This window comes from Amycolatopsis sp. NPDC102522, from assembly GCF_055584485.1.
Window position 1 is genome coordinate 227,393 of the sequence record NZ_JBVJLY010000003.1, and the last position, 12,763, is coordinate 240,155.

Consider the following 12,763-nt stretch of genomic DNA (forward strand, 5'->3'; position numbering starts at 1 on the left):
CAGACTGGGCCGCGTGTGCGAAATGTGCGAGCAGGAGGCCGGTGCCGAGGTGGTGCCCGCGTTACCCCCGGTCCTCTTACGACCGGAAGCCGAGCTGCGGCTGGCCGCAGAGCGGAGCCCGCTCCTCCACGATCTCCGCGGATACGTCGCCGGGTTGGACGAGAACAGCGAGCCGGGCGACACGCTGATCCCCCAGTGGGCGGAGGCTTCCGGGCTGGTCCGGGTCCTCAAGGGCAAGCACGTGCCCGTCCAGAGGAACGCGAAGCTCCTCGACGACCCTCTCCGGCTCTGGGAGCGGCTGTATTCGACGATCGGCGAAGCCGGGTTCGGCATCGCCGCCCAAGGCGATGCCGTGCCGCTTGGCTTCGGGATGCTGTTCCCCCGGTTGGTCGCGTCGCTCTCGCTCACGCTCTACCAGTCGGGTCCGGTCCCGGCGCCGGTCGAGCTTCTCTTCGAGGTCTTGGCTCCGATATTCGAGCTCGGGCAGGCGCCCGATGAGTCGACGCGGCACGCGACCGCCGTCACCCTGGATCTGCTGGAACGGCTCGGCGCGATCGAGCGGGCCACCGCGGACCCGGCCGGGCTCGCGAGAATCGCCGAGATCGCCGGCAAGCCCGATCCCTCCCCGTTCCTCGTCAGTCTCACCCCGATCGCCGTCTGGGCGATCAACAGGGAGCTCCGCGAGGCCGGAATGGACGCACCGGTCATCGGTGACGCCGTGGAAGAGAGTCTCGGCGAGCTGAGCCCACGCCTCGCCGATGCCGCGCCGGAGATCATCGACGCGGAACTGAAGGCCTGGACCCGGCACCGGTCACCCTCCGACGCGGCAGCCGAGGCGAGCGAGTTCCTTCGCACGGCGCGGCTTCCCGAAGAACGACTGTTCACTTTGATCGTGCTCGGGGAAGTCGGCGAGATCGGCCTCGAGACCGCTGTGGGAGTCCGGGCCGAAGGCGGTCTGCTCGGCGCGGTCGCCGCGATGTGGCTGTCCGAACGTGGAGCGATCGGCCCGGAAACGGTCACCCGCGACGAGGTCGTCCTCGGGATGGCCGACCATTTCGCGGCAATGCACGCGCTCGGCGCGTTCGTCCACCAACTCGCCGACATGGACGACGGCTTCGACATCGTGGACCTGCTGACGTCCTCTCGCCACCCGGACAGACTCGAACTCCTGAACGTCGTCGGCGTGGAACATCCGGACCGGACGATGGCCGAGAAGGCGCGAAAGGCGAGCTTCAAGCTCCGGTCGAGCGGCGGCGTGTGAGCCCTGGCCCCGGATCGCGTTTAGCGGGCTAAACGCGATCCGGGGCGCTACTTGGAGGGGGGCGCGGAGGCGGGGGGTGAAGCGGGGGCCTGGGAGGCCGTCGGGTTCGGCGGAGCGGCGTAGGTGTTCATCGCCGTGATCTTCCACTTGTCGCCCTGCAGCTCCGCGTTCAAATGCAGCTGCGCGCTCCCGGCGGTGGTCTTGTTCGTGTCGGCCCGCGTCGAGCTCTGGTCGACGAACACCATCACGTCGGCCCGGTCGCCTTCCAGCCGGATGACGGCGCTGCGGGTGACCTTGCAGGTCACGACCATCTTCTGCTGCGGGGCCAGCCGCTTGACCTCGCCCATCAGCAGGTTGTACTTCGCCCGCACGTCGTCATTGACCAGCAGATCGCCGGCCGCTGTCTCGGTCTTCGCGATGTTCTTGAAGTCGTACGAGAACAGCGCCTCGGTCGCCTTCGCGACCTGGTCCTTGACCTGCGCGGTCTTCGCGACGTCCAGCAGCGCGGTGTTGTCCGTCGAACTCGACACCTCGGAAGCCTTGAGATGGAACAACACCGCGGTCGCGGCCAGCAGCAGCCCGACGACGACCAGCGCGCCCGCCAGGATCAGCTTGCCGGAGCCGGGCTTCTTCTCGGACTCGGATGCCTCGTCGGCTTCGGAAGCGACCTCGGCTTCGGCCTCTTCGATGTCGTCCGGCTTCGCCTGAGCGGCCGCACGGGCCTTCGCACGCGGGCTCGGCTTCGCGACGACAGCCTCTTCAGAGTCTGAAGGGTCTTCGGGTGCCTCCTCGACCTCCGAAGGAGCCTCGACAGTCTCAACGGCCTCAGCAGTGTCCTCAACGGACTCAGGGGCCTCGACAGACTCAGCAGTCTCGACAGGCTCAGCGGCCTCGACGACCTCGGGCTCAGCCTCAGGAACGGGCCGCGGAGCAGGCCTCGGCGACGGACGCCGCACCGGCGTCTCGGTGACCTCCGAGACTTCCGCAGTGGAGACCTCCGAGGCGGAAGCCTCGGGAGTGGGCCGTCGCAGACCGGCCACCCGGGGGCGGCGCACCGGCGGAGTGCTGCGAGGGGGCTGGCGACGGGAGGGGGGCACTACGAGGCTCCGTTCTAGGTGACGCTCTTACTGGCCGGCCGCGACGAGGGGCACGTTGTCGATCCCGGACAGCTTCCACTCATCGCCGACCCGGGTCATCGAGACCTCCAGGCGCAGCGCCTTGGAGCTCGCCTTGTCGCCCTGGGTGACCTGGGTGGTGATGGCGGCGAGGAAGCTCGCCTTGCCCTCGTGGTCGTCGAGTTCCTCGACCGCGATGTCCTGGATCGTGGTCGCGACCTTGGTCTTCGCGTCGCCGAGCGCCTTGCGGTACGTCGGCTCCAGCTGCGCCAGCTGCTGGCTCATCTTGTCGTCGGAGACGGCCTTCTGCCGGTTGAAGAACTCGTCGAGGTTCTCGAAGTCGACCTCGGTATAAGCCTTGATCGCGCGGCCGCCCGCGTCGACCACTTCGTCCCGCGAGCGCGCCAGGTCGGCGTTGTCATCCGACGCGGCCACGGCCCACTGGACGCCGAAGATCGCCGCGGCGACGAAGGCTGCCAGGGCGAACGCCGCCGCCCCGAGGACCAGGGTCCGCGATCGAGAAGAACTCATGACACTCCAGGGTAGGTATACGGTCTCGGGCTCAGCCGGGCAGGCCCAGCAGCGCGCCCAGGCTGGCCAGGCTGACCCCCGGGCTCTGCAGGACGCTCGGCATGCCCTGCGCCGCGCGCAAGGCCGCCAGCTCCTCGGCGGACCGGCCGGCGTTCTTCGCGACGTCGCCTTCCGACGGGATCTGCGGGACCCCGTTGTACGGGACGTTCTGCGAACCGCGCACGTTGATCGGGCTGCCCTTCGGCTCGGCGCAGTACGCGTCGTCCTTCGGCGGGCGAGGCGCCGTGTCGGTGCCTTCGCGGTACTTGTCGAGGCCGATGTAGCCCTTGGTGCACGAAGGCGGGTTGAACAGGTTGAGCGCGAGACCCAGGTGCGCGGTGCCGTCGTTGGCGACGCTGTTCGCGCCCGCGGCCAGCATCGGGTAGGTCACCAGGCCCTGCTCGAGCCCGTCGAGCCGGGTCACCAGCAGGTTGGACGTCGTGAGCAGGTTCGCCGTCAGCGCGCCCAGCCCCGGTCCGGATTCGGCGAGCACCGAGCTGATCTGGTTCGCCACCTGCGGGGTGACCCCGATCAGCTTCCGGATGTCGGCGTCGGAGTTCTTCAGCGTGCCGGACAGCTTGTTGAGGTCCGCGCTGAACGACTTCATCGAGCTCGCCATGTCGTTCTGCGTGTCGAGGACCTGCCCGCCCTTTTCCAGCAGCTGGATGGTCTGCGGCAGGTACTCCTGCGCGGTCGTGGTGAAGCTCCGCGCGGTGTCGAGCAGTCGCTGCAGGTCCGGGCCGGTGCCGTTGAAGGCGTTGTACGACTCGTCGACGACCTTGCGCAGCGAGTCGACCGGCACCGACGCCGCGAGGCTGTCGAGGTCGCCGATGAGCTGTTCGGTGGGCACCGGCGTCTTGACCTTGTCGGCCGGGATGACCGAGCTCGCGTTCAGGAACGGCCCGTTCTCGCTCTTGGGCCGCAGGTCGACGAACTGCTCGCCGACCGCCGACCGGTTCGCGACCACGGCGTCCAGATCGGCGGGCACCTGCGGGGCGTCCGGCGAGATGTTCAGGTCGGCTTCCAGCCCGGTCTTGGTCAGGCGCAGCTCACCGACGCGGCCGATGTTGAAGCCGCGGTAGGTGACCTCGGCGTTCTGGAAGATCCCGCCCGATTGCTTGAGCTGGAGCTTCACCGTGTAGCCCTCGTCGCCGAAGACCTGGCCGAGTCCGGCGAACCGGATCAGCGCGTACACGATGGCGACCACGGAGATGATCACGAACGCGACCAGCTGGATCTTCGTCCTACGGACCAGCATCAGCCGGCACCTCCCGACAGCAGGCCGAAGATCCCGGCGGGTCCGGTCTGTCGCGGCTGTCCGCCGCCCTGTGGCGTGTTCGCCTGGCCGCCTGCCTGGGTTCCGCCGACGCTGTCGGGGATCGGCAGCGGCGGGTTCACGCCCGGTCCCTCGGTCCCGCCGGTCAGCCCCGGCACCGGGACGAGGTCCTTCAGCGGGTTCTCACGGCTGCGGCCGAGGTTCTTGAGGATCTCGTTCAGGTTCAGGTCGACCTTCGCGAACAGGTTGAAGTAGTCGCCCTTGACCCCGTCGAACGCGGCGTCACTGAACGGGAAGGTCAACAGGATCTCCAGCGCCTTGGGCAGATCCGCGCCCGCCTCGCCGAGCTTCTGCAGCGTCGGCTGCAGCGCCTTGAGGTCGGCGACGAGGTCTTCCTTGCTCTTGTTCACCGTGTCGACGGCGACACCGGAAAGGTTGTTGAGCGCGTTCAGCATGGTCACCAGCTGGCCGCGCTGCTGCTCCAGCACGCCGAGGCCGGGGCCGAGGTTGTCGACCGCGCCGACCAGCTTGTCCTTCTGGCCGTTCAGCGTGAGCGAGAGCCGGTTCAGCCCGTCGAGCGCCCGCGTGATGTTCGCGGACTGCCTGTCCAGGTTCGAGACCAGCTCGTTGGTGTTGTTCAGCAGCGCCTTGAGCTCCGGCGAGCGGCCGCTCGTGGCGTTGTTGAGTTCCTTGGTGATGGTGTTGAGCTGGTCGACGCCGCCACCGTTGAGCAGCAGCGAAAGCGCGCCGAGCAGTTCCTCGACCTCGACGCTGCGGTTCGTGCGGGCCAGCGGGATCACCGCGTTGTCGGCGAGCTTGCCCTGTCCCCCGGCGGGCGCGGCCAGCTCGACGTACTTCTCACCGAGGAGGCTCGACTGCTTGACGTTGGCCAGCGCGTTCGCCGGCAGCTTCACGTCACCGTTCACCCGGAGGGTGACTTCGGCGTTCCAGCCGTCCTGGGTCAGCCCGATCGCTTCGACGCGTCCGATGGAGACCTCGTTGACCTTCACCCCGGCCTGCGGGGTCAGGTCGAGGACGTCCCGGAACTGCACCTTGACCGTGTACGGGTGGTCGCCGAGCTCGGCGCCACCGGGCAGCGGGACATCGTAGATCCCGCTGAACCCGCAGCCGCTCAACGTCAACGCGGCGATGGTTCCGGAGGCGATGAGAGCGAGTTTCTTCATCACTTCGCCGCCGTTCCGTAGAGCTGCCCCGCGATGGGCAGCGGAAGCGGCGGCAGCTGGCCCGCCTGCGAGGACTGGATCACCTGCGCGATCGACGGCAGCGGCACCAGCCCGTCGACCAGTCCGGCGATCCCCTTGCACGCGTCGCCCAGCGCGTCGAGCGCGTCCGGGGTCTGCTTGAGCAGGTTGCACACCATCACCAGCGGCGGCTGGGTGAGCTCGTTGAGGTTCGCCCGCGCGTCGAGCGTGCCCGACGAGGCGTTGTAGGTGTTGACCAGGTTCCCGAGGCCGACCGGGGCGACGTCGAGGATCTCGGCGAGCGCGCCGCGCTGGTCCACGAGCACCTTGGTCACGCTGGCCAGCTTGTCCACATTGGACTTGAGCCGGTCGCGGTTCTTCTCGATGAACCCCTGCACCGCGGTGAGCGTGTCGGACAGTTGCTTCACCGTCGCGGCGAGGTTGTCCTTCTCCCCCGCGAGGAATCCGCTGACGTCGGCGAGCTGCCGCTCGAAGTCGCGGACCTGCGAGTCGCTGTTCACCAGCGTCTGGGAGAAGGAGCCGAGGTTCTCGACGGTCTTGAACAGGTCGTCCTTGTTGCCGGACAACGTGCCCGCGGCCTGGCCGAGCTTCGTGATCGTGTCGTGCAGCGCCTGCCCGTTGCCGTCGAAGTTCTTCGCGGCGGTGTCGAGCAGGTTCGACAGCGAACCGTTCTTGTTGGCACCGTTGGGCCCGAGCGACTTGCTGACCCGGGAGAGACTGGCGGCGAGCTCGTCGACCTCCAGGGGGACTTCGGTGCGGTCGAGGCCGATGACGGCGCCGTCGGCGATCCGCGTGCCGCCTTTGTAGGCCGGGGCCAGCTGCACGTAGCGGTCGCTGACGAGCGAAGGCGACACGATGATCGCCTTCGCGTCGGCGGGCACCGCCACCGAGCGGTCGTATTCGAGTTCGACGCGGACCTGGTTGCCCATCGGCTGGATCTTGGTGACCGTGCCCATGTCGACGCCGAGCATGCGGACGCTGTTGCCTTCGTAGAGGCCGACGGCACCGGCGAAGTAGGCGGTCACGTGGTTGCGGCCGGCGTCCTTGAGCGTCCACCACAGCGCGCCGGCGACGACCAGCGCGAGCACGATCGCGATGGTGAAGCCGCGGGCGAGGCTGGAACCGAGACGGGTACTCATTTCTCGTAGCACCCCTTGTCGTTGATCGGCCCGAACGACGGCAGGACCAGTCCGCAGATGTAGTTGTCGAACCAGCGGCCGTTGCCGATCGTGTTCGTGAACACCCGGATGAACGGGGCGAACCGCGCGATGCCCTGGCCGAGGGCGTCCTGGTTGCGCTGCAGCATCGAGGTCAGCTGGTCGAGCTGGGTGAGTACCGGGTCGAGCTGCGCGTCGTTGTCGTCGACCAGGCCCTTGAGCTGGGTGGCGAGGTTGCGCGAGCCGTCCAGCAGGGCGCTGATCGCGTCCTTGCGGCGGGACACCTCGCCGAGCAGCTTGTTGCCGTCGGCCAGGAGCTTCTGGAACTCGGCGTCGCGATCGACGAGCGTCTGCGAGACCTGCCGCGTGTTCGCGAGCAGGCTCGCCAGCTTCGAGTCCCGCGAAGCGATCGTGTCCGAGAGGCGGGAAAGGCCGCTCAGGGCGCCCTTCACGTCTGCCGGGGTGTCGGCGAAGGTCTCCGTGATGACGTCGAAGCTCTTCGCCAGCTGCGTCGTGTCGATGTCGTCGACGGTCTGCGAAAGCCCGCGGAAGGCGTCGAGGACGTCGAACGGCGACATCGTGCGCTCACGCGGGATGGTCGCGCTCGGGTCGAGCGTGCGCTGGCCCTGCGGGTCGAGCGCCAGGTACTTCTGGCCGAGCACGGTCTTGATCTTGATCGCCGCGCTGGTCTTGTCGCCCAGCCAGGCGTCCTTGACCTTGAAGGAGATCCGGACCTTGTCGCCGTCGAGCTTGATGTCGGAGATCTTGCCGACCTTCACCCCGGCGACCCGGACGTCGTTGTCCTGCTGCAGGCCGGAAGCCTCGCTGAAGTCCGCGCTGTAGGTCGTGCCGCCGCCGATCACCGGCAGGTCCTCGGAGTTGAGCGCGGCGAGGAAACCGAGCAGCAGCACCGAGATGCCGACCAGCGCGATCGGGACCGGATTGCGTTTCTGGAACGACTTCATGCCGTGCACCTCGCCCGGTTCACCGGCAGCAGCGGCAGGTTGATCGGTTCGTTGATCAGCGGAGGCAGGGCGACGGCTCCTGTCAGTTCACAGGCGAAGAAGTTGAACCAGGAGCCGTAGTCGGCGGTGCGGGTCAGCGCGGTCACCTTCTGCGGCATGAACTGGATGAAGTGCTCGACGATCGGCTGGCTGTCGTTGAGGTTCTTCGTCAGCGTGCCGAGCGCGGCGATGTCCTGTTTGAGCGGCTCGCGGGCCTCACCGAGCAGACCTGAGGTCGTCTGGGCGAGGTTGCCGAGCGAGTCGATGGCGTCGCCGATCGGCTCGCGGTCCGCGGCCAGCCCGGAGACCAGCTGCTGCAGCTTGACGATCAGGTCGTTCAGCTGCGGCGTGTGCGCGTTGACCGTGTCGAGCACCGAGTTCAGGTTGTCGATGACCTCACCGATCACCTGGTCCTTGTCGGAGATCGTGGTGGCCAGCGACGCGGTGTGCTTGAGCAGGCTTTCGATCGTGCCGCCCTCGCCCTGCAGGACCTGGATGACCTCGTAGGACAGCTTGTTGATGTCGTCCGGGTTGAGCGCGGTGAACAAGGGCTTGAAGCCGTTGAACAGCTGCGTCAGGTCGAGTGCTGCGGTGGTCCGCTCCAGCGGGATGTTCCCGCCCGGCGCCAGGTTCTTCCCGGAGGAGTCGGTGCCCTGCCCGAGCGAGACGTAGCGCTGGCCGACCAGGTTCCGGAACTTGATCTGCGCGGTGACCCCGGCGGGCAGCTTGCGGCCGGCGTCCACTTCGAACTCGACCTCGGCCTGGCGGCGGTCGACGATGCGGACGTCCTTGACCTGCCCGACCCGGACGCCGGCGATGCGGACGTCGTCGTTGGGCAGCAGCAGGGTCGCGTCGCTGAAGCGGGCTTTGTAGGCGTTGGTGCTGGTGGTGTTGATGTTGGCGATGCTGATCCCGAGGATCGTCGTGAACAGCACGGTGACCACGACGAAGACACAGAGCTTGATCAGCGGTGCGAGCAATCCCCTCACTGGACGTGCACCTCCGCTCCGCGGTAGAGCGGGCCGACGAGCAGCGAACCCCAGCCGGGCACGTCCGAGGCGGACATGCCGACCTGCGGGGCGACCAGCTGCGCGAGGAAGTCCGATTCGGACGCGCTGTAGGACGGGCTACCGCCGGGCGCTCCCCCGCCGTTGTAACCGCCGACGTTCGCGAAACCGTTCGAGGGCGAAAGGCCGTCGTTGGCCGAGCGCGCCGGCGGTTTGGCCGTGCTGCCGTCCTTGATCGGGCCGTCCGGCGGGTACTGCGGGAACGGGTCCGGGAACTGCTTCAGGTCGTAACAGCGCGGACCGCGCTTGTCCTCGAACCTCGGCTCGTCCTTGCCCGGCAGGTACGGCCCGCGGTTGACGGTGATCTCGATGGTCGCGTGCAGACCGGGCCGGTTGGTCCCCTTGCCGAGGGCCTTGTCGATCTTCGGCAGGTTGGCCGCCATCTGCCCGATCACGCACGGGTACTCCGGCGCGTACTTCGCCAGCAGTTCCGCCGTCGGGCGGGCGGTGTCGGCGAGCCGGATCAGGTTGTCGGCGTTGTTCTGCAGGAAGGTCTGCAGATCGACCGAAGCCTGGGTGACGCTGCCGTAGAGGTTCTGCAGGTTCATCTTCTGATCGGCCACGGTGCGCGTGGTCGTGCTCAGGTTGTCCAAGGTCTGCACCAGATCCGGGGCGACGGCGTTGAGGTTGTCCGAGAACTCCGCGAGCTCCTTGAGGTTCTGCTGGAGCTGGGGCACGTGCGGGTTCAGGTCCCCGACGTAGGTGCCGAGCTGCGAGAGAGTGTCGCCGAGCTGGCCGCCGCGGCCGTTGAGCGCGGTGGAGATCGCCGAAAGCGTGCTCGACAGCTTCTGCGGCTGGACGGCCTGAAGCACCGGCATCAGGTGGGCGAAAGCCTGCTCCAGCTCGACGGCGCCGGACGTGCGGTCCTGGGTGATCACGTCGCCCTCGGCGATCGTCTTCACCGAAGGGGCGTCCGGGATTTCGAGGGAAACGAAGCGTTCGCCGAACAACGTCTTCGGCAGGAATCGCGCGGAAACGTTCTGGGGGATCAGTTTCGCCGATTCCGGATTCAGCGCGAGCGTGAGTTCGGCGCCGTCCGGGGTCGCGGCGATTTCCTTCACCGAGCCGACGATGAGGCCGCGGACCTTCACGTCGGACTGCTTCAGCAACTGGTTCCCGATGCTGCCGGACTGGAGCTTCACGCTCACCACGGGCGTGAAAGCCCGTTGGTACAGCGCGATGCTCAGCGCCACCCCGCCGACGAGCACGGCGACCAAGAGCAAGCCCAATAGCCTGCGCCGGACTGTCGCGATCATCCTGCGATCCTCACCGTGACGTCGGTTCCCCAGATCGCGAAACCGATGAAGAAGTTCATGATGGACACCGTGACGATGCTGAGCCGCACCGCCTTGCCGACCGCCACGCCGACACCGGCGGGGCCACCGGAGGCCCGGTATCCGAAATAGCAATGGGACAGGATGATCAAGACGCTGAACAACAGCACCTTGATGAACGAATAGAGCACATCCTGTGGAGGTAGGAACAGGTCGAAATAATGGTCGTAGGTACCCGCTGACTGGTTGTAGATGTAGATAACGACCAACCGGGACGCGAGATACGAACTGAGCAGGCCGATGACGTACAGCGGGATGACCGCGACGAAACCGGCGATGATCCGCGTGGTCACCAGATACGGCAGGCTCGGCACGCCCATGACCTCGAGCGCGTCGATCTCCTCGGAGATCCGCATCGCGCCCAGCTGAGCGGTGAATCCGGCGCCGACGGTGGCCGAAAGCGCGAGGCCGGCGACCAGCGGGGCGATCTCGCGAGTGTTGAAGAACGCGGTCAGGAAGCCGGTGAAGGCCGAGGTGCCGATCGAGTTCAGCGCCGAGTAGCCCTGCAGGCCGACGAGGACACCGGTGAACAGCGTCAGGCCGACCATGACGCCGACCGTGCCGCCGATGACGGCGAGCGAGCCGGAACCGAAGCTCACTTCGGCGAGCAGCCGCAGGACCTCTTTGGTGTAGCGGCGCAACGTCCGCGGCGTCCACAGCAACGCGCGGCCGTAGAAGGACATCTGGTCGCCCAGCGCGTCCAGAGTCTGCAATGGACGGTTGGCGACCCGCTTGGCGCCCTGGAGAAAGGTCATGCGTCAGTCCAGCTTTCCGGGCACGATCTGCAGGTAGATCAGCGTGATCACGAAGTTCACCACGAACAGCATGAGGAACGTGATGACGACCGACTGGTTGACCGCGTCGCCGACGCCCTTCGGGCCGCCGGACGGGTTCAGTCCCCGGTAGGAGGCGACGACCGCGGCGATGAAGCCGAAGATCAGCGCCTTCAGCTCGCCGACCCAGAGGTCCGGCAGCTGGGCCAGTGCGGAGAAGCTCGCCAGGTACGCACCCGGCGTCCCGCCCTGGAGGACGACGTTGAAGAAGTAGCCGCCGAGCACGCCGATGACGCTGACCATGCCGTTGAGCAGGAGCGCCACCAGCATCATCGCGAGCACACGCGGCACGATCAGCCGCTGCACCGCGGAGACGCCGAGCACCTCCATGGCGTCGATCTCTTCACGAATCGTCCGGGCGCCGATGTCGGCGCAGACCGCGCTACCGCCGGCGCCCGCGACCAGCAGCGCCGTGACCAGCGGACTGGCCTGCTGCACGGTGGCCAGCACCGACCCGGCGCCCGTGTAGGACTGGGCGCCGAGCTGGCGGGCCAGCGATCCGAACTGCAACGAGATGACCGCGCCGAACGGGATCGCGACGAGCGCCGTCGGCAGGATCGTGACGCTCGCGATGAACCAGGCCTGCTGGATGAACTCCCGCAGCTGGAACGGGCGCTGGAAAATGCCACGAACGATGTCGAGGCCAAGGGCGAACAGGTTTCCGGTCTCGCGCAACATGCCGATTCCGGGAATCTTCGCCGATGAAGCGGGAGAGCTCACGCGCCACCTGACCCCGGATCATGTGGCCGCATGCGGTGGTTGCCCGGTCTCCCCGGATGCGGGATGTGGGCGACCTGGTCGTCGGGCAGCTGCCCTTGGTGGTGGTTCGGCATCGGGCCGTCGCTCTGCGGTGCGGAACGGTGCCCGGCGGCGGCGAGGCGCTGCGGGCGGACGCCGTAGTGCTGCTGCTCCTCCGGGGAGAGCGACTCGATGATGCTCTGCTGGGCCTCGTGCGGCAGACCGGACAGGATCTGCATGACGCGGTCCTTGCGGCGGACCGCGCCCATCCGGGTCGGCACGCCGGGCGTCGGCTGCATCTGCGGCGGCACCCCGCTGACGTCCTCGACACCACCCGAGTGGTGACCGGCCTCGAACATCGCGCGCTCGGCGGCGAGCTGAGCCGAGTCCTTCTCCTCGCTCATGCCGATGGGGCCGTCCATCTTGCCGTTGAGGAACTGCTTGACGACCGGCTCCTCGCTGGTCAGCAGCACCTCGCGCGGGCCGAACATGACCAGTTCCTTGCGGAAGAGCATGCCCAGGTTGTCCGGAACGGTGCGGGCGAGGTTGATGTTGTGCGTGACGATCAGGAACGTCGCGTCGATCTGCGCGTTGACGTCCAGGAAGAGCTGGGAGATGTAGGTGGTGCGGACCGGGTCGAGACCGGAGTCCGGCTCGTCGACCAGGATGATCTGCGGGTCCAGCACCAGGGCGCGGGCGAGGCCGGCGCGCTTGCGCATACCGCCGGAGATCTCGCCGGGCAGCTTCTTGTCGGCGCCGTTGAGACCGGTCATCTCGAGCTTCTCGAGCACGATCCGGCGGACCTCGGTCTCCGACTTCTTCGTGTGCTCCCGCAGGGGGAACGCCACGTTGTCGTAGAGGTTCATCGAGCCGAACAGAGCGCCGTCCTGGAAGAGGACGCCGAAGAGCTTGCGCACCTCGTAGAGCTGGTGTTCGGAGCACGTCACGATGTCGACGCCGTTGATCATGCACCGGCCCTTGTCGGGCTTGAGCAGACCGATCATCGACTTCAGAAAGACGGACTTACCGGTTCCGGACGGACCGAGCATCGCCGAAACCTCGCCCGGAGGCAGGGTCAGCGTGACGTCCCGCCAGATGGCCTGCTTACCGAAGGACTTGGAAAGACCTTCGATGACCACCTCGGCACCCATCGCACCTCCAGGAGCTGTTCCGCGTCGTCGCGCA

12 protein-coding genes are annotated in these 12,763 nt (G+C 67.5%); 1 reads left to right on the forward strand and 11 read right to left on the reverse strand.

Annotation, left to right across the window (positions count from 1 at the left end):
* Window positions 1-22: 22 nt before the first annotated feature.
* Window positions 23-1,261 (forward strand): hypothetical protein, encoded by a 1,239-nt coding sequence (locus tag ACZ6YV_RS11245; RefSeq protein ID WP_465509744.1) that lies wholly within the window; start codon window positions 23-25, stop codon window positions 1,259-1,261.
* Between the two features lie 47 nt (window positions 1,262-1,308).
* Here ACZ6YV_RS11245 and ACZ6YV_RS11250 read toward each other — a convergent pair whose 3' ends face one another.
* The 11 genes from ACZ6YV_RS11250 to ACZ6YV_RS11300 all read right to left on the reverse strand — a co-directional run bounded on the left by ACZ6YV_RS11250 (window position 1,309) and on the right by ACZ6YV_RS11300 (window position 12,729).
* Window positions 1,309-2,301, reverse strand: a complete 993-nt coding sequence (locus tag ACZ6YV_RS11250) for a hypothetical protein (protein WP_465509745.1) — start codon at window positions 2,299-2,301, stop codon at window positions 1,309-1,311.
* Window positions 2,302-2,385: 84 nt separating this feature from the next.
* Entirely contained in the window at window positions 2,386-2,907 is a 522-nt protein-coding gene (locus ACZ6YV_RS11255; protein WP_465509468.1) for a hypothetical protein, read from the reverse strand.
* A gap of 31 nt (window positions 2,908-2,938) precedes the next feature.
* Window positions 2,939-4,204, reverse strand: a complete 1,266-nt coding sequence (locus tag ACZ6YV_RS11260; RefSeq protein WP_465509469.1) for an MlaD family protein — start codon at window positions 4,202-4,204, stop codon at window positions 2,939-2,941.
* The gene (locus ACZ6YV_RS11265; RefSeq protein WP_465509470.1) at window positions 4,204-5,406 is read right to left on the reverse strand and encodes an MCE family protein; all 1,203 of its coding nucleotides are present in this window, start codon (window positions 5,404-5,406) and stop codon (window positions 4,204-4,206) included. Before ACZ6YV_RS11265 ends, ACZ6YV_RS11260 begins: the two co-directional genes overlap by 1 nt.
* Complete coding sequence (locus ACZ6YV_RS11270; protein WP_465509471.1) at window positions 5,406-6,584, reverse strand: MCE family protein; 1,179 nt, start codon at window positions 6,582-6,584, stop codon at window positions 5,406-5,408. The genes ACZ6YV_RS11265 and ACZ6YV_RS11270 overlap by 1 nt, the downstream gene beginning before the upstream one ends.
* Window positions 6,581-7,567: an MCE family protein gene (locus tag ACZ6YV_RS11275; protein ID WP_465509472.1), complete on the reverse strand. Its 987-nt coding sequence runs from the start codon at window positions 7,565-7,567 to the stop codon at window positions 6,581-6,583. Before ACZ6YV_RS11275 ends, ACZ6YV_RS11270 begins: the two co-directional genes overlap by 4 nt.
* Window positions 7,564-8,595: an MCE family protein gene (locus tag ACZ6YV_RS11280; protein WP_465509473.1), complete on the reverse strand. Its 1,032-nt coding sequence runs from the start codon at window positions 8,593-8,595 to the stop codon at window positions 7,564-7,566. Before ACZ6YV_RS11280 ends, ACZ6YV_RS11275 begins: the two co-directional genes overlap by 4 nt.
* On the reverse strand, window positions 8,592-9,929 hold the full coding sequence (locus ACZ6YV_RS11285) for an MCE family protein (RefSeq protein WP_465509474.1): 1,338 nt from the start codon (window positions 9,927-9,929) through the stop codon (window positions 8,592-8,594). The genes ACZ6YV_RS11280 and ACZ6YV_RS11285 overlap by 4 nt, the downstream gene beginning before the upstream one ends.
* Window positions 9,926-10,762 (reverse strand): MlaE family ABC transporter permease, encoded by an 837-nt coding sequence (locus ACZ6YV_RS11290; protein WP_378238569.1) that lies wholly within the window; start codon window positions 10,760-10,762, stop codon window positions 9,926-9,928. Before ACZ6YV_RS11290 ends, ACZ6YV_RS11285 begins: the two co-directional genes overlap by 4 nt.
* 3 nt (window positions 10,763-10,765) lie before the next feature.
* Window positions 10,766-11,518, reverse strand: a complete 753-nt coding sequence (locus tag ACZ6YV_RS11295; RefSeq protein ID WP_020633292.1) for an MlaE family ABC transporter permease — start codon at window positions 11,516-11,518, stop codon at window positions 10,766-10,768.
* Window positions 11,519-11,556: 38 nt separating this feature from the next.
* Complete coding sequence (locus ACZ6YV_RS11300; RefSeq protein WP_465509475.1) at window positions 11,557-12,729, reverse strand: ABC transporter ATP-binding protein; 1,173 nt, start codon at window positions 12,727-12,729, stop codon at window positions 11,557-11,559.
* Window positions 12,730-12,763 lie beyond the last annotated feature (34 nt).